Origin of the sequence: Serratia sp. CY31944, from assembly GCF_052169175.1 — a bacterium.
Classification (GTDB): domain Bacteria; phylum Pseudomonadota; class Gammaproteobacteria; order Enterobacterales; family Enterobacteriaceae; genus Serratia; species Serratia sarumanii.
The window spans coordinates 142,570-159,843 of the sequence record NZ_JBJNLG010000002.1 but is presented as its reverse complement, the minus strand read 5'-3'; the positions used below and the strand labels follow the sequence as shown (position 1 = coordinate 159,843).

14 protein-coding genes are annotated in these 17,274 nt (G+C 57.9%); 9 read left to right on the top strand and 5 right to left on the bottom strand.

The window, feature by feature from the left end; translation table 11 throughout:
- The first annotated feature begins 39 nt into the window (after positions 1-39).
- A complete protein-coding gene (locus ACJ8IN_RS03070) occupies positions 40-1,512 on the top strand; it encodes a DASS family sodium-coupled anion symporter (RefSeq protein WP_308325423.1) in 1,473 nt (490 codons plus the stop codon).
- A gap of 134 nt (positions 1,513-1,646) precedes the next feature.
- On the opposite strand, the gene leuD is transcribed toward ACJ8IN_RS03070, so the two are convergent.
- The 4 genes from leuD to leuA are packed head-to-tail and all read right to left on the bottom strand — an operon-like array spanning position 1,647 to position 6,329.
- Positions 1,647-2,249 carry a 3-isopropylmalate dehydratase small subunit gene (leuD, locus tag ACJ8IN_RS03065; protein WP_025159634.1) on the bottom strand — a complete coding sequence of 201 codons (603 nt, stop codon included), beginning with the start codon at positions 2,247-2,249 and terminating at the stop codon, positions 1,647-1,649.
- A 9-nt stretch (positions 2,250-2,258) separates the two neighbouring features.
- Positions 2,259-3,659 (bottom strand): 3-isopropylmalate dehydratase large subunit, encoded by a 1,401-nt coding sequence (leuC, locus tag ACJ8IN_RS03060; RefSeq protein WP_033637093.1) that lies wholly within the window; start codon positions 3,657-3,659, stop codon positions 2,259-2,261.
- A 1-nt stretch (position 3,660) separates the two neighbouring features.
- Positions 3,661-4,752, bottom strand: a complete 1,092-nt coding sequence (gene leuB, locus ACJ8IN_RS03055; RefSeq protein ID WP_060423347.1) for a 3-isopropylmalate dehydrogenase — start codon at positions 4,750-4,752, stop codon at positions 3,661-3,663.
- Between the two features lie 2 nt (positions 4,753-4,754).
- Positions 4,755-6,329, bottom strand: a complete 1,575-nt coding sequence (gene leuA, locus ACJ8IN_RS03050; protein WP_004932820.1) for a 2-isopropylmalate synthase — start codon at positions 6,327-6,329, stop codon at positions 4,755-4,757.
- Between the two features lie 872 nt (positions 6,330-7,201).
- Here leuA and leuO point away from each other — a divergent pair.
- The 5 genes from leuO to cra all read left to right on the top strand — a co-directional run bounded on the left by leuO (position 7,202) and on the right by cra (position 14,176).
- Positions 7,202-8,149 carry a transcriptional regulator LeuO gene (gene leuO, locus ACJ8IN_RS03045; RefSeq protein WP_033649194.1) on the top strand — a complete coding sequence of 316 codons (948 nt, stop codon included), beginning with the start codon at positions 7,202-7,204 and terminating at the stop codon, positions 8,147-8,149.
- Between the two features lie 466 nt (positions 8,150-8,615).
- On the top strand, positions 8,616-10,424 hold the full coding sequence (locus ACJ8IN_RS03040) for an AMP-dependent synthetase/ligase (RefSeq protein ID WP_060422470.1): 1,809 nt from the start codon (positions 8,616-8,618) through the stop codon (positions 10,422-10,424).
- Between the two features lie 316 nt (positions 10,425-10,740).
- Positions 10,741-12,459 (top strand): acetolactate synthase 3 large subunit, encoded by a 1,719-nt coding sequence (gene ilvI, locus ACJ8IN_RS03035; protein WP_060422467.1) that lies wholly within the window; start codon positions 10,741-10,743, stop codon positions 12,457-12,459.
- Positions 12,460-12,461: 2 nt separating this feature from the next.
- Positions 12,462-12,953 carry an acetolactate synthase small subunit gene (gene ilvN / locus ACJ8IN_RS03030; RefSeq protein WP_004932806.1) on the top strand — a complete coding sequence of 164 codons (492 nt, stop codon included), beginning with the start codon at positions 12,462-12,464 and terminating at the stop codon, positions 12,951-12,953.
- A 218-nt stretch (positions 12,954-13,171) separates the two neighbouring features.
- Positions 13,172-14,176, top strand: a complete 1,005-nt coding sequence (gene cra, locus ACJ8IN_RS03025) for a catabolite repressor/activator (protein WP_004932801.1) — start codon at positions 13,172-13,174, stop codon at positions 14,174-14,176.
- A gap of 37 nt (positions 14,177-14,213) precedes the next feature.
- Here cra and ACJ8IN_RS03020 read toward each other — a convergent pair whose 3' ends face one another.
- The gene (locus ACJ8IN_RS03020) at positions 14,214-14,654 is read right to left on the bottom strand and encodes an L-alanine exporter AlaE (RefSeq protein ID WP_308325424.1); all 441 of its coding nucleotides are present in this window, start codon (positions 14,652-14,654) and stop codon (positions 14,214-14,216) included.
- Positions 14,655-15,514: 860 nt separating this feature from the next.
- Here ACJ8IN_RS03020 and mraZ point away from each other — a divergent pair.
- The 3 genes from mraZ to ftsL are packed head-to-tail and all read left to right on the top strand — an operon-like array spanning position 15,515 to position 17,234.
- Positions 15,515-15,973 carry a division/cell wall cluster transcriptional repressor MraZ gene (gene mraZ, locus ACJ8IN_RS03015; RefSeq protein WP_025159638.1) on the top strand — a complete coding sequence of 153 codons (459 nt, stop codon included), beginning with the start codon at positions 15,515-15,517 and terminating at the stop codon, positions 15,971-15,973.
- 2 nt (positions 15,974-15,975) lie between these two features.
- Positions 15,976-16,917, top strand: a complete 942-nt coding sequence (rsmH, locus tag ACJ8IN_RS03010) for a 16S rRNA (cytosine(1402)-N(4))-methyltransferase RsmH (protein ID WP_033637099.1) — start codon at positions 15,976-15,978, stop codon at positions 16,915-16,917.
- On the top strand, positions 16,914-17,234 hold the full coding sequence (gene ftsL, locus ACJ8IN_RS03005) for a cell division protein FtsL (RefSeq protein WP_012005204.1): 321 nt from the start codon (positions 16,914-16,916) through the stop codon (positions 17,232-17,234). The genes rsmH and ftsL overlap by 4 nt, the downstream gene beginning before the upstream one ends.
- Positions 17,235-17,274: the final 40 nt, after the last annotated feature.

Sequence of the window (17,274 nt, the reverse complement as noted above, 5' to 3'; positions counted from 1 at the left end):
TTGAGATGCCGCCTTGTCGTTTAGAACAGTGGGAACGTTATGGATAAACTCACACCGCTCAAACCGCTTCCTTCCCTGTGCGCCCTTGCCGCCACGCTGATTATCTGGTTCCTCATTCCCGTGCCGGAGGGCGTCGCGCCTAATGCCTGGCAGCTGCTGGCGCTGTTTATCGGCACCATCATCGCCATCATCGGCAAGGCGATGCCGATCGGCGCAGTCTCGGTGATCGCCATCGCCCTGGTGGCGGTGACCGGCGTCACCAATCCCGGCAAGCCGGGCGCCGCGCTGGACGACGCGCTCAGCGGCTTTTCCAACCAGCTGATCTGGCTGATCGGCTTTTCGATCATGATCTCTCTCAGCCTGAATAAAACCGGGCTGGGCGCGCGCATCGGCTATTACTTTATTTCGCTGTTCGGCAAAAAAACGCTGGGCATCGCCTATGCGCTGACGCTGGCGGAAACCACGCTGGCGCCGGTGACGCCGAGCAACACCGCGCGCGGCGGCGGCATCATTCACCCGATCATGAAGTCGATCGCCGACAGCTTCGGCTCCAAACCCGAGCTCAATACCTCCGGAAAAATCGGCCGCTACCTGTCGCTGGTGAACTACAACATCAACCCGGTCACCTCGGCGATGTTTATCACCGCTACCGCGCCTAACCCGCTGATTGTCAGCCTGATCGCCAAAGGCACACACGGCAGCTTCGAGCTGTCCTGGTCGATGTGGGCAGTCGCCGCTCTGGTGCCGGGACTGTGCTCGCTGATCGTGATGCCGCTGGTCATCTATCTGCTGTATCCGCCGGAGGTGAAAAGTACCCCGGACGCGCCGCGCTTCGCGCGCGAAAAACTGCAGGCGCTGGGGCCGGTAACGCTGCCGGAGAAAATCACCCTCGGGGTGTTCGCGCTGTTGCTGGTGCTGTGGGCCGGCATTCCGGCGATGATCTTCGGCCCGGCGCTGGCGGTCAATCCCACCACCGCGGCGCTGATCGGCCTGGCGGTGCTGCTGGCCACCGGGGTGCTGAGCTGGGAGGATGTGCTCAAGCATAAAGGCGCGTGGGACACCGTGGTGTGGTTCTCGGCGCTGGTGATGATGGCCAGCTTCCTCGGCAAGCTGGGGCTGATCGGCTGGCTGTCGCAAACCGTGGGCAACGGCATCGACCATATGGGCATGAGCTGGGTGGGCGGCACGATCTTGCTGACCCTCATCTATTTGTATTCGCACTATTTCTTCGCCAGCACCACCGCGCACGTGACGGCGATGTTCGCCGCCTTCTTCGCCGCAGGCATTGCGCTCGGCGCGCCACCGGCGCTGCTGGGCCTGATCCTGGCGTTCTCTTCCTCGCTGATGATGTCGCTGACGCATTACGGCACCGGCACCGCGCCGATCGTCTTCGGCTCCGGTTACGTGACGCTGGGGGAATGGTGGAAAGCGGGATGGGTGATGAGCGTGGTTAACCTGCTGGTCTGGATAGTGATCGGCGGAGCATGGTGGAAGCTGCTGGGCTACTGGTGATACCCGTCATACTTGAAACTGCCGCTGTGTTGGCTGCGTAAGTGCACCCCTGTCACTTAGTACACTAAGCTCCAGGGGATTTACTGACTTGCCGCCTTGCCGCAGTTCCAATTATTTAGGGTATTCGCCGATGATCAGTTCAAAAACGCCGGCTGCTGTGCTTCGTAGCGGGAGATGTCCGCTTCGTGCTGCAGCGTCAGGCCGATGCTGTCCAGCCCGTTGATCATGCAGTGGCGGCGGAAGCTGTCGATTTCGAACGGATAGCTTTTGCCGCCGGCGTTGACCGTCTGGTTCTCCAGATCCACCACGAACTCCGTTCCCTCGTTGGCGTCCACCAGCTTGAACAGCTCATCCACCTGCTGTTCGCTCAGCGTCACCGGCAACAGCTGGTTGTTGAACGAGTTGCCGTAAAAGATATCGGCGAAGCTCGGCGCGATCACCACTTTGAATCCGTAATCGGTCAGCGCCCAGGGCGCGTGTTCGCGCGAGGAGCCGCAGCCGAAGTTCTCGCGCGCCAACAGGATGCTGGCGCCTTTATAGCGCGGTTTGTTCAGCACGAATTCCGGGTTCGGCTGCTGGCCGGCGTCGTCGAGGAAACGCCAGTCGTTGAACAGGTGCTGGCCGAAGCCGGTGCGGGTGACCTTCTGTAAAAACTGCTTGGGAATAATGGCGTCGGTGTCGACGTTGGCCGCATCCAAAGGCACCACTAAGCCGGTATGTTGAGTAAATTTAGCCACGTTAGCCCCTTAGTGAATATCACGGATGTCGGCGAAGTGACCGGCAACGGCGGCCGCGGCGGCCATCGCCGGGCTGACCAGGTGGGTGCGCCCACCGCGGCCCTGACGCCCTTCGAAGTTACGGTTGCTGGTGGATGCGCAGCGCTCGCCCGGATTCAGACGGTCGTTGTTCATCGCCAGACACATCGAGCAGCCCGGCAAACGCCATTCGAAACCGGCTTCGATAAAGATTTTGTCCAACCCTTCGGCTTCCGCCTGGGCCTTCACCGGGCCGGAGCCCGGCACCACGATGGCCTGCACGCCGCTGGCGACCTTGCGCCCCTTGGCGATCGCCGCCGCCGCGCGCAGATCTTCGATGCGCGAGTTGGTGCAGGAGCCGATGAACACTTTGTCGATCGGCACGTCGGTCAATTTGATGCCCGGTTTCAAGTCCATGTAGGCCAAGGCTTTTTCCGCGGAGGCGCGCTCGACCGGATCGCTGAACGATTCCGGCGCCGGGATCGCCTGATTGACGGCGATCACCTGGCCGGGGTTGGTGCCCCAGGTGACCTGCGGCGCGATCTCTTCGGCGCGCAGCGTCACCACGGTATCGAATTGGGCGTCGGCATCGGACTTCAGCGTGCGCCAATAGGCGACCGCCTGCTCCCAGTTTTCGCCGGTTGGCGCGAACTGACGCCCCTTCAGGTAGGCGAAGGTGGTGTCGTCCGGCGCGACCAACCCGGCCTTGGCGCCCATTTCGATCGCCATGTTGCACAGGGTCATGCGTCCTTCCATGCTCAACGCTTCGATCGCCTTGCCGCAGAACTCCACCACGTGGCCGGTGCCGCCGGCGCTGCCGGTTTTGCCGATCACCGCCAGCACGATGTCTTTGGCGGTAATACCCTCGGCGGCGTCGCCGGTGACTTCAATCTTCATGGTCTTGGCGCGGCCCTGCTTCAGGGTCTGGGTCGCCAGCACGTGTTCCACTTCGGAGGTGCCGATGCCGAACGCCAGCGAGCCGAAAGCGCCGTGGGTGGCGGTGTGCGAGTCGCCGCAAACGATGGTCATGCCCGGCAGCGTCATGCCTTGCTCAGGCCCGATCACGTGCACGATGCCCTGGAACGGGTGGTTCAGGTCATACAGCGAAACGCCGAATTCCGCGCAGTTCTTGATCAGCTCCTGCATCTGGATGCGCGCCATCTCGCCGCTGGCGTTGATGTCTTTGGTCTGGGTCGACACGTTGTGATCCATGGTGGCGAAGGTTTTGCCGGGCTGGCGCACCTTACGGCCCATGGCACGCAGGCCGTCGAACGCCTGCGGCGAAGTGACTTCGTGCACCAGGTGACGGTCGATATACAGCAACGGCGTTTCGTTCGGCGCTTCGTGCACCACGTGGGCGTCGTACAGCTTCTGGTATAAGGTCTTGGCCATGTTATGCCCCCTGAGCTACAAAGCGAGCGATGATGTCGCCCATTTCATCGGTGCTGACGGCTTTGCCGTCACCGGCCAGATCGGCGGTGCGGTAGCCCTGTTCCAACGCCTGGTTGATGGCGCGCTCCACGGCGTCGGCCGCTTCATCGGTGCCCAGGCTGTAACGCAGCAGCAGGGTGGCGGACAGGATCTGCGCAATCGGGTTGGCAATGCCTTTGCCGGCAATATCCGGCGCGGAACCGCCCGCCGGTTCGTACAGGCCGAAGCCTTGCTCGTTCAGGCTGGCGGACGGCAACATGCCCATCGAGCCGGTGATCATCGCGCACTCGTCGGACAGAATGTCGCCGAACAGGTTGGAGCACAGCAGCACGTCGAACTGGGACGGATCCTTGATCAGCTGCATGGTAGCGTTGTCGATATACATGTGCGACAGCGACACGTCCGGGTAATCCTTGGCGACCTGATTGACCACTTCACGCCACAGGATGGAGCTTTGCAGCACGTTGGCCTTGTCGATCGACGTCACCTTGTGGCGGCGCTTGCGGGCGGATTCGAAGGCGATGCGCGCGATGCGTTCAATCTCGAAACGGTGATACACCTCGGTATCGAAAGCGCGCTCCTGCATGCCCTGGCCTTCGCGGCCCTTCGGCTGGCCGAAGTAGATGCCGCCGGTCAGTTCGCGCACGCACAGAATGTCGAAGCCGCGGGCGGCGATGTCGGCGCGCAGCGGGCAGAATGCTTCCAGCCCTTGATACAGGCGCGCCGGGCGCAGGTTGCTGAACAGTTTGAAGTGCTTGCGCAGCGGCAACAGCGCGCCGCGTTCCGGCTGCTCGGCCGGCGGCAGGTGTTCCCATTTCGGGCCGCCTACCGATCCGAACAGGATGGCGTCGGCCTGCTCGCAGCCGGCGACGGTCGCCGGCGGCAGCGGGCTGCCGTGGCGATCGATGGCGATGCCGCCGACGTCGTATTCGGCAGTGGTGATGCGAATGTCAAAGCGTTGACGCACCGCGTCCAACACTTTGCGCGCCTGAGCCATTACTTCCGGGCCGATGCCGTCTCCGGGCAAGACGGCAATGTGATAAGTCTTCGTCATGTTCACACCGTTTCCTGATTATTTTGATGTTTGTTTTGCTGCAGGCGCTGCTTTTCTTTTTCTACCTGCTGTGAGCGCCAAATATTGTTCAACACGTGCACCATCGCCTTGGCGGAAGATTCGACGATGTCGGTCGCCAGACCCACGCCGTGGAAGCGGCGGCCGTTGTAAGAGACCACGATATCCACCTGGCCCAGCGCGTCGCGGCCATGGCCCTTGGCGGTCAACTGGTACTTCACCAGCTCGATCGGGTAGTCGGTGATGCGATTGATTGCCTGATAAACCGCATCGACCGGGCCGTTGCCGGTGGCGGCTTCGGCTTTCTCTTCGCCGCCGCAGATCAGTTTCACCGAGGCGGTGGCCATGATGCTGCTGCCGGACTGCACGCTGAAGTAGCCCAGGCTGAAGTGCTCCGGCTCTTCCTGCTGTTTGTTGATGAAGGCCAGCGCCTCCAGGTCATAGTCGAACACCTGGCCCTTCTTGTCGGCCAGCTTCAGGAAGGCGGCGTACAGGGTATCCAGGTTATAGTCCTGCTCCTGGTAGCCCATCTCTTCCATGCGGTGTTTCACCGCCGCCCGGCCGGAGCGGGAGGTCAGGTTCAACTGCACGTCCTTCAGGCCGATCGACTGCGGGGTCATGATTTCGTAGTTTTCGCGGTTCTTCAGCACGCCGTCCTGGTGAATGCCGGAGGAGTGGGCGAAGGCGTTGGAGCCGACGATCGCCTTGTTGGCCGGGATCGGCATGTTGCACAGCTGGCTGACGATCTGGCTGGTGCGGAAGATTTCCTGATGATTGATGTTGGTGTGCACGTTCATGATGTCCTGGCGCACCTTAATCGCCATGATCACCTCTTCCAGCGAACAGTTGCCGGCGCGCTCACCGATGCCGTTCAGGGTGCCTTCCACCTGACGGGCGCCGGCCTGAACCGCGGCGATGGAGTTGCCGACCGCCATGCCCAAATCGTCGTGGCAGTGCACGGAAATGATGGCTTTGTCGATGTTCGGCACGCGGTCATACAAGGTGGTGATGATGCCGCCGAACTGGTTCGGCGTGGTGTAACCGACGGTGTCCGGAATATTGATGGTGGTGGCGCCGGCGTTGATGGCGGCTTCGACCACGCGGCACAGATTGTCGATCGGCGTGCGGCCGGCGTCTTCACAGGAGAACTCTACGTCGTCGGTGTAGTTGCGGGCGCGTTTGACCGAGCGCACCGCCATCTCCAACACTTCGTCGAACGAGCGCTTCAGTTTCGATTCGATGTGCAGGGTTGAGGTGGCCAGGAATACGTGGATGCGGAATGCTTCGGCGACGCGCAACGCTTCGGCGGCCACGTCGATGTCTTTGTCCACACAGCGGGCCAGGCCGCAGACGCGGCTGTTCTTGATCTGGCGCGCGATGGTTTGCACCGACTCGAAGTCGCCCGGCGAAGAGACCGGGAAGCCGACCTCCATCACGTCGACGCCCATTCTTTCCAGCGCCAGCGCAATCTGAATCTTCTCTTTTACGCTCAGGCTGGCCTGCAACGCCTGTTCGCCATCACGCAGCGTGGTATCGAAAATAATGACTTGTTGGCTCATCGGTGCATTCCTTATCGTGTTGATTTCACGCTAAGCGGGCAAAAAAAAACCCGCGCAGTAGCGCGGGTTTCTTATGGGTGATCGGCTGAGTCAGCTCCGAACTTCGTCCACAGGCATACCGCGCAAACAAGATGCGTTGAGTAGTAGGCCTAGTAGACGATGAGTACGGATCATAAGGGTTCAGCTTCTCTTAAATTGGGTGTCTGCCTAATTTGATACGTGATTGGCCTGGCGATGTCAACACCTGATTGAATGCGGGGACAATGCACCAGCCCATTGGCCAAACAGAGGATCATTCGGCAAAAAAGCGACGCCTTAGAGAAAAAATGGGGCCAGTTTGCGCGCTGCTTAGCATAAACGAATCGAATATATACTGCGCTAATTGCTTCTGGATTTCGTTGCGTTAAGATTTGCGATGAAAAAATAAGAGGGATTAATCACGGGGGGCAACAAAATAACATTTTTTATACAAATGATTTAAATTGAATTCATATGATTAATTGATTATTTTAGTCATAATATAACAAAATAATGTAATTTTACACAAAGTGAGCGGTGTTTTTAGATGGTTTGATTGCTTATGATGTGTTTTTATAGTTTGTCTCATACAGTGCAGCTATGTTGTTTAGTTGTATTAATCATTGTTGATACCTAATTATTAGTACTACCTAGGTGGCATTCTTCCCGCTGACGGGAGAAACTACTGACATGTATTCCATATACGACTTATATCGTGTCGATAACACGAGGTTTTTTATCGGTTGATGACGGTAATGGCAGGATTTGTCGTGCAAAGATATGACAATGCGGCGTTTCATTGTTTGTCGAGCATAAGGATTAGATTATCTACACAGGATTTAGTGGAGTGAAATATGGCTGAATATGATTCAGAAATCACTATGGTCAAAGAGCCGGCGGACATTCATTTGCGCAGCGTCGATCTTAATTTGCTGACGGTGTTTGACGCCGTGATGCAAATGCAAAATATTACGCGAGCCGCTAATTCGCTAGGGATGTCGCAGCCGGCGGTGAGCAACGCGGTAGCGCGCCTGAAGGTGATGTTCAACGACGAACTGTTCGTGCGCTGCGGGCGCGGGATCCAGCCCACCATGCGGGCCAGGCAGCTGTTTGGCCCGGTGCGGCAAGCGTTGCAGCTGGTGCAGAATGAATTGCCGGGCGCCGAGTTCGAGCCGCTGACCAGCACGCGAGCGTTTTCCTTGTCGCTGTGCAGTCCGCTCGACTTGCGCCTGGGCGCCGGGATAATCAATCACGTCAAACAGATCGCGCCGCAGCTTAATCTGCAAATAAAGTCATACATCAACAATAATATCGAACATCAATTGCGTTATCAGGACGTCGAGTTTGTCATCGGCTACAGCCGTTTCGAATCGGCAGAGTTTCGCAGTTTGGCGATGTTCGACGACGAATTAGTGCTGGCGGCCGCGCAGGCGCACCCGAGAATGGGCGAGGAGGCGACGCCGGAGCAAATGCTGGCCGAACAGCACGCGGCGGTATCCCTGGAAAGTTTTGGATCGTTCAGTAAGCCTTTTTATTTAGAGGAACCGATGCTGCGCGCCGTGACGCAGCAGTGCACGGATCTCTACAGCGTGTTGAATATGGTGTCGCAAACGGAGATGGTGGCGATTGCACCTGCCTGGCTGGTGAGACAACAGACGGAGGCGTTGAAAATAAAGGCGGTTCCTTTGTGCGCCAATCACAATAAAGCAACCTGCTATCTTTCCTGGCATGAATCCTCTGAGCGGGATAAAGGGCACCAGTGGATGAAATCCGTCCTGATTGAGGCGGGTAACCCAAAGTAAAGCGATAAAAAATGGGAGCCATATAAAGATAATATTCAACTGAGCGTTTTTTTCTCATGATAAAAACTAAGAACTATCTGTGTTTTTATTAAGATGTTTCTTGGTTTTACGGCGATAAAATAACTTATTTTCATAGTGGGTTTGTTCGTTCAGCAAAAATAATTAATATAAATTAATATTCTGATTTTTACTTTCCGGCTAGTATATTAAACTAACTCGATGCGGCGGCCCGGATGGGCCGCGTTTTATTGCCGCCGGCAAACCTTTTCCTTCCCATTCTGTCCAACTGATGAAAGCGCGAAAGCCGGCCTGAGTTTTGGCTCACACTTCTACGCTGAAATCGCTTTTCCCCCTGCCTGAGAGTAGGTAGACTGCGCGGAAAAAAGTAAACACGTGTAAGCTGAGATGAGGGCCGCAAGGCGTCGTTCAGGCTTAACTGTATGATTCATTTCAGGCTTAGAGCACTATGATCACTAATCTGCTGCAATACCATCTGATCCATCGTATACAGCATCAAATCACCCACCGAGCCGATCGCACAGCTTTTCGCCAATGGTCGCCCAACGGCGAGTTGCAACTGACCTGGGGTGCGGCCGCCGCCCGCATCGATCGCATCGCCGCCGGGCTGCTGGGGCTGGGCGTCGAAGTGCAAGAACGCATCGGTATTTTCGCCAATAACACAATGGCCTGGTCGTTGACCGATCTCGCGATCCTGCACCTGCGTGGCGTCAGCGTACCGCTCTATTCCACCAATACGCCGGCGCAGGCGGCGTTTGTCACCAACGACGCCGACATCCGCATACTGTTCGTCGGTGAGCAGGCGCAGCTTGACGCCGCCATCGCGCTGCGCGGCGTCTGCCCACAGCTGCGGCACATTATCGTCTTCGACGAGGGAGCCGATCTGCGCGGCTGCGAGATCGCACAGCATCTGAGCGCCTTCGAGCGCGCTGCCGATCCGGTGGCTTTTGCCGCTCAACGTCGGCAGCGTATTGAAGAGTGCGACCTGCAGGATCTCTTCACCCTGATTTATACCTCGGGTACTACCGGCGAGCCGAAAGGGGTGATGCTGGACTACCGCAACCTGGCGGCGCAGCTCTACCTGCATGATGAAAGGCTGACGGTCGGCGAAGAGGATGTGTCGCTCAGCTTCCTGCCGCTGTCGCACGTGTTCGAGCGGGCCTGGAGCTTCTTTGTGATGCATTCCGGCGCGCAGAACGTCTTCCTGCCGAATACCGATTGGGTGCGGGAAGCGATGGGGCAGGTCCGCCCGACGCTGATGTGTGCGGTGCCGCGTTTCTACGAGAAGATTTTCAGCGCGGTGCATGAAAAAGTGGCGCGCGCCCCTTGGCTGCGCCGTGCGTTGTTCCACTGGGCGATCGTCTGCGGCGAGCGCAAGTTCCTGCAGGAGCGGGCCGGCAAACCGTTGGGCAAAGTGTTCGACTTCACCCACCGCTGGGCCGACAAGCTGGTGTTGAGCAAGCTGCGCGGTATCCTCGGCGGCCGGGTGCGCTTTTTGCCGGCGGCGGGCGCCAAGCTGGACGACAATGTGATCCTGTTTTTCCAGGCGATGGGCGTCAACATCAAGTACGGTTACGGCATGACCGAAACCTGCGCCACCGTCTCCTGCTGGGAAGAGGGGCATTTCCGCTTCGGCTCTATCGGCAAACCGCTGCCGGAGGTCGAGGTGCGCATTGGCGAGGAAAATGAAATCCAGGTGCGCGGGCCGATCGTGATGCGCGGCTATTTCAACAAACCGTTGGAAACCGCCGCGACCTTTACCGAGGACGGCTGGCTGAAAACCGGCGACGCCGGTGCGATCGATGAAGAGGGCAACCTGTTCATCACCGAACGGCTGAAGGATTTGATGAAAACCTCCGGCGGCAAATACATCGCGCCGCAGATGCTGGAAGGCACGCTGGCGCAGGATCGCTTTATCGAGCAGGTGGCGATCATCGCCGATGCGCGTAAATTCGTTTCTGCGCTGATCGTGCCGTGCTTTGAGTCGCTGGAAGAGTATGCGAAGTCAGTCAACCTGAAATACCAGGATCGCCTGGAACTGCTGCGCAACGGCGAAATCCTCGAGATGTTCGAAAAGCGCCTGCGCGAGATGCAAAAGGAGCTGGCGCGCTTCGAACAGGTGAAGAAGTTCACCCTGCTGCCGGCAGCCTTTTCCATGGAGTTGGGAGAGCTCACGCCAACGCTGAAGCTGCGCCGCAAAGTGATCCTGCAGCGCTATCAGCGCGAAATCGATTCAATGTACCAGGAACAGGCCTGACGCCGCCGCCGGGCCATGTGCCCGGCGAAAAAAGCGGCATATCCTTCACCTGATTTAGTTCTGTAATTTTCCCTCTGTTCGAAACAATGCCTAGCCTGACAACCCTGCGGCTAGCGCATTGTTTTTATAAAGCCATGATATCCAGCCGCTTGGCAATAACCATGCCTCCGCTAAGCCATTTTGTCGTTTGCCTGCCCCAAATTCTGACGTTATGTTAATTCGATAGCGACAACCCATAAAAACTTTGGGGCATTGCCCCGCAGCAGGCGCCACGTTCCGGCGCCAGAGAAGAATAAGCAAGCCTGGAGGCAAACCCATGGAGATGTTGTCAGGAGCCGAGATGGTCGTCCGATCGTTGATCGATCAGGGCGTTAAGCATGTATTCGGCTACCCCGGCGGGGCGGTGCTCGATATCTACGACGCCCTGCATACGGTTGGAGGGATCGATCATATTCTGGTGCGCCACGAGCAGGGGGCGGTGCACATGGCCGACGGCTACGCGCGCGCCACCGGTGAAGTGGGCGTGGTGCTGGTGACCTCCGGCCCCGGCGCCACCAACGCCATTACCGGTATCGCCACCGCCTATATGGACTCGATCCCGATGGTGGTGCTGTCGGGGCAGGTGCCCAGCTCGCTGATCGGCTACGACGCCTTCCAAGAGTGCGATATGGTGGGGATTTCGCGCCCGGTGGTGAAGCACAGCTTCCTGGTAAAACGCACCGAAGACATCCCGGCGGTGTTGAAGAAGGCGTTCTTCCTGGCTTCCAGCGGCCGGCCCGGCCCGGTGGTGATCGATCTGCCGAAAGATATCGTCGGCCCGGCGGTGCGGATGCCTTATGCCTACCCGCAGGACGTGAGCATGCGTTCTTACAACCCGACGGTGCAGGGGCACCGCGGGCAGATAAAACGCGCGCTGCAAACCATTCTGGCGGCCAAAAAGCCGGTGATGTACGTCGGCGGCGGCGCGATCAACGCCAGTTGCGAAGCCGAACTGTTGGCCTTGGCGGAGCAGCTGAATCTGCCGGTGACCAGCAGCCTGATGGGGTTGGGCGCTTTCCCTGGCACCCACCGGCAGAGCGTCGGCATGCTCGGCATGCACGGCACCTATGAAGCCAACAAAACCATGCATCACGCCGACGTGATCTTCGCCGTCGGCGTGCGTTTCGACGATCGCACCACCAACAATCTGGCCAAATACTGCCCGGACGCCACCGTGCTGCATATCGATATCGATCCGACCTCGATCTCCAAAACGGTGGACGCCGATATTCCGATCGTCGGCGATGCCAAACAGGTGTTGGTGCAGATGCTGGAGCTGTTGGCACAGGACGAGAAAGCGCAGGATCACGACGCGCTGCGCGACTGGTGGCAGTCTATCGAGCAGTGGCGTGCCCGCGACTGCCTGGGTTACGACAAGCACAGCGGCACCATCAAACCGCAGGCGGTGATCGAAACCTTGCACCGCCTGACCAAAGGCGATGCGTATGTCACCTCGGACGTCGGCCAGCACCAAATGTTCGCCGCGCTCTATTATCCGTTCGATAAACCGCGCCGCTGGATCAACTCCGGCGGCCTCGGCACCATGGGCTTCGGCTTGCCGGCGGCACTGGGCGTCAAGCTGGCGCTGCCGGAGGAAACCGTGGTGTGCGTGACCGGCGACGGCAGCATTCAGATGAATATTCAGGAGCTGTCCACCGCGCTGCAATATAACCTGCCGGTGGTGGTGGTGAACCTCAACAACCGCTATCTGGGCATGGTAAAGCAGTGGCAGGACATGATTTATTCCGGCCGTCACTCGCAGTCCTACATGGATTCGCTGCCGGACTTCGTCAAGCTGGCCGAGGCTTACGGCCATGTCGGCATCGCCATCCGCACGCCGGATGAGCTGGAAAGCAAGCTGGCGCAGGCGCTGGCGGAAAAAGAGCGGCTGGTGTTCGTCGACGTGACCGTCGATGAAACCGAACATGTTTACCCGATGCAGATCCGCGGCGGAAGCATGGACGAAATGTGGCTTAGCAAAACGGAGAGGACCTGATCATGCGCCGTATTTTATCTGTCTTGCTGGAAAACGAATCCGGCGCTTTGTCGCGCGTGGTCGGGCTGTTCTCCCAGCGCGGTTATAACATCGAGAGCCTGACGGTGGCGCCGACCGACGATCCGACGCTGTCGCGCATGACTATCCAGACCGTCGGCGACGAGAAAGTGCTGGAGCAGATTGAGAAACAGCTGCACAAGCTGGTGGACGTGCTGCGCGTCAGCGAGCTGGTGCAGGGCGCCCACGTTGAGCGCGAGATCATGCTGGTGAAGCTGCAGGCCAGCGGCTACGGCCGTGAAGAGGTGAAGCGCTGCGCCGACATTTTCCGTGGCCAGATCGTGGATGTGACGGCGACGCTGTACACGGTACAGCTGGCTGGCACCAGCGACAAGCTCGACGCCTTCCTGAGCGCGGTGCGTGAAGTGGCGGAGATCGTGGAAGTGGCCCGTTCCGGGGTGGTCGGCGTGTCGCGTGGCGACAAAATCATGCGCTGAGCGCGGTCTGGCGGCGAATAATCGGGGGCGCGGCGTGGCTGCGCCCTTTGTTTTTCGGTATTTTTTGCCCGATTGCTGGCACCTTTCGGCAAAAGCGGTTGCTAGGCAGTGTTTTCTGCTGTTAGATCGCAGAGGCTGGATTGAATAACCGCACGGGATGTCATGGTTAATCCGAGCACAGCCTTCACTTCTATTTTCAGCGTCATTAAGGGGTTCATGTGAAACTGGATGAAATCGCGCGTCTCGCGGGCGTTTCGCGCACGACGGCCAGTTACGTCATCAACGGCAAGGCGAAGCAGTATCGTGTCAGCGATAAAACCGTCGAGAAAGTGATGGCCGTGGTCAGGGAGCATAACTATCACCCGAATGCCGTCGCGGCGGGGCTGCGCGCCGGGCGTACCCGTTCTATCGGTCTGGTGATCCCGGATCTGGAAAATACCAGCTATACCCGCATCGCCAACTACCTGGAGCGCCAGGCGCGCCAACGTGGTTACCAATTGCTGATCGCCTGTTCCGAAGATCAGCCGGACAACGAAATGCGCTGTATCGAGCACCTGCTGCAGCGCCAGGTGGACGCCATCATCGTTTCCACCGCCTTGCCGCCGGAACATCCTTTCTATCAACGCTGGGCCAACGATCCGCTGCCGATTATCGCGCTGGACCGCGCGCTGGATCGCGAGCATTTCATCAGCGTCGTCGGGGCCGATCAGGAAGACGCCTTTGCGCTGGCGCAGGAGCTGCGCACCTTCCCGGCGGAATCGGTGCTGTATCTGGGCGCCTTGCCGGAGCTTTCGGTGAGCTTCCTGCGCGAGCAGGGCTTCCGTCAGGCCTGGCAAGAGGATCCCCGCCATGTCGATTACCTGTACGCCAACAGCTATGAACGTGAAGCCGCCGGCGCGCTGTTCGCCGAATGGCTGAAAACGCACCCGATGCCGCAGGCGCTGTTCACCACCTCATTCTCGCTGTTGCAGGGCGTGATGGACGTGACGCTGAAGCAACGCGGCCGTTTGCCTACCGATCTGGCGATTGCCACCTTCGGCGACCATGAACTGTTGGATTTCCTCGAGTGCCCGGTGCTCGCGGTGGCGCAGCGCCATCGCGACGTGGCCGAACGCGTGCTGGAGCTGGTGTTGGCCAGCCTGGACGAACCGCGTAAACCCAAGCCGGGTTTGACGCGTATCCGCCGCAATCTGTTCCGCCGCGGCAGCCTGAGCCGCAAATAGTCCGCTCTACAGGAGCCCGCTTTGCCGGGCTCCTGGTTTAGACGTAGCCCGCCACCCGGAACAGCCGCCGGCAATATTCCAGGAAATAGCCATACACCACGCCCATCGCCATGGAGACCAGCGCATTGCTGGTGACCGCCGCCAGCATTTGTTGGCCGTCGGCGCCTACGCTCCACAGAATGGCGGCATAAACCGGCGACTGGAAGCTGACGTAGGCCAGCAGATCGGCGAGGTTGCGCAGCACGAACTGGCCGCGCGGGCTGCGGCGCGCCGTGCGGATAAACAGATCGCGATAGCGGCCGTAGGGCCAGGCGATCAGGATGTTGACCGGAATCGACAGCAGGCGCGAAGAGAGGGATTGCTGAAAGCTCATGCCGGAGATCAACACTTCTATCGCCATGCCGGCGATAAAGCAGTACACCACCAGTGCGAACGTATCGGCAGCGGCGCTACGCCAGTGAGCGGCGGGCGAAAGCATATGTCATCCCCTTGGTTAAAGTGCTGTTAAATTATTAATGACTGGATGTTAAGTCTGGGTTTTGCGTTTTTTATAGTGTACTAATCTGCATTATGTTTTTTAACTAGGTTTATATTTTTATTTTTAACATTTGTTCGGTTTTTGTCCCGCGGAACCGGGGATGAGGTGAGGGCGGAGGGATTAAAATCGGCATTTTAGAATAAACTCATTAAAAACATGTGGTTGCGATTTTTTGCTTCAAGTGAAGATTTTTTCCGGCAGAAATTGTGGAAATAAAGGTGTAAGAAAATGAAACCATAATTGTAAACAGGTATTTTGGGAATAATCTTACCAAATTGATTTAAATCGAAATTACTTCTGCTCGTAATATCCGAGCCATTTATTTTTTTCGCGGCCTCATCACGGCCGTGCAAATTGAAGTAAAATAGCGACCGGTTTTACGGTAAATAACGATTGAGCGTTATTAACTCAAGGAGTTATGGCCTTATTCCGCGATCGATTCGCCAGGCGCCGAGCCTTGTCAGGCGCGGCTCGCCAGCGGTTACCGCACTGAGATTGCCGAGCTGAAAAATGAGACATGGCTTGCAGAAGGAAGTAATGAGTTAATTAATCGCCAGTTCGTCAGGTTTTTAATCAGATTCTTTCCGCTTAGAAAATTCTCTCCGTTTATCATGGTGTTAATTTTTAATCGTCGAATAATCAGAGTTTCTTTCGCGAGTCAGCTCCCAAAATGACCAGAGAAATATTGCCAAAGCGCTGGCGCTCTGGCTTGACAAGGTTTTCATACCCTCCGTAAACTCCATTGTGTGGGAATTTGTGGGGTAAAGTGGTGAAAACGGTCACTAAGGGGTAGCTCAGGAATGTTCCGTGGAGCGACGATGGTCAACCTCGACAGCAAAGGGCGGCTCGCCGTACCTACCCGATATCGGGAATTGCTCAACGAGGAATCGCAAGGCCAAATGGTCTGTACCATTGACCTCCATCAGCCCTGCCTGCTGCTTTATCCTTTGCCCGAATGGGAAATTATTGAACAAAAATTATCACGTCTGTCGAGCATGAATCCCGCCGAGCGCCGCGTTCAGCGCCTGTTGCTGGGGCATGCCAGTGAGTGTCAGATGGATAGTGCCGGTCGTTTGCTGCTCGCCAATACGCTGCGGCAACACGCCGGGCTCACGAAAGAAGTGATGCTGGTCGGTCAGTTCAACAAGTTTGAACTGTGGGATGAACAGACCTGGTATCAACAAGTCAAGGATGATATTGACGCTGAACAGTCGACTCAGGAACCGTTGTCTGAGCGGCTACAGGACTTGTCGCTATAAGCATGTTGGAAAACTATAAACACACCACCGTCCTGCTGGACGAAGCCGTCAACGGCCTCAACATCCGCAGCAACGGCATATATATCGACGGTACTTTTGGTCGCGGTGGCCATTCTCGTCTGATTCTGTCCCAACTGGGGCCGGAAGGACGCTTGCTGGCGATTGACCGTGACCCTCAGGCGATTGCAGCCGCCAAATCTATTGAAGATCCTCGTTTTACCATCGTACACGGCCCATTCTCCGAGTTGTCGCACTACGTGCGGGAACGTGAATTGGTGGGCAAGATCGACGGCGTTCTGCTCGATCTGGGCGTTTCTTCGCCGCAGCTTGACGACGCAGAGCGCGGGTTTTCCTTTATGCGCGATGGCCCGCTGGACATGCGCATGGATCCCTCCACCGGTTTGTCCGCCGCCGAGTGGCTGATGAAGGCCGAAGCGGACGACATCGCCTGGGTGCTGAAAACCTTTGGCGAAGAGCGTTTCGCCAAGCGCATCGCGCGCGCCATCGTGGAAAGAAACCGCGTGGAGCCGATGACGCGCACCAAAGCGTTGGCGGATCTGATTGCCGATGCCAGCCCGTTCCGTGAAAAGCACAAGCATCCGGCGACGCGCAGCTTCCAGGCGATCCGCATCTATATCAACAGCGAGCTGGAAGAGATCGAGCGTGCGCTCGACGGCGCGCTGGAAGTGCTGGCCCCACGGGGCCGTTTGTCGATCATCAGCTTCCACTCGCTGGAAGACCGCATCGTCAAACGCTTTATGCGTCACCACAGCCGCGGCGCCCAGGTGCCGGCGGGCATTCCGTTGACCGAAGAGCAACTGCGCAGCATGGGCGGGCGAACGCTGAAAGCGCTGGGCAAAATGATGCCGTCGGAAGCGGAAGTGGCGGACAACCCGCGTGCGCGCAGCTCGGTGCTGCGTATTGCTGAGAGGATGCCCGCGTGATTGGCAACGAACGTCACGGCCTGGTCGGGGTGATTGGCGGCGATCTGCTGCGCAATGCCAAGATCCCTCTGATTTTACTGATTGCGTCACTGGTCTCCGCGGTTTTCGTGGTGACCACCGCGCACCGCACCCGCCTGCTGACCGCCGAGCGCGAACAGCTGGTGCTGGAGCGCGATGCGCTGGATATCGAGTGGCGCAACCTGATTTTAGAAGAGAACGCCCTCGGCGATCACAGCCGGGTTGAACGTATCGCGACAGAAAAACTGCAGATGCAACACGTTGATCCATCGCAGGAAAATATCATCGTTAAACAATGAATGGTTTAACCGGAATAATGACACGGAGTAGAAAGGAAAC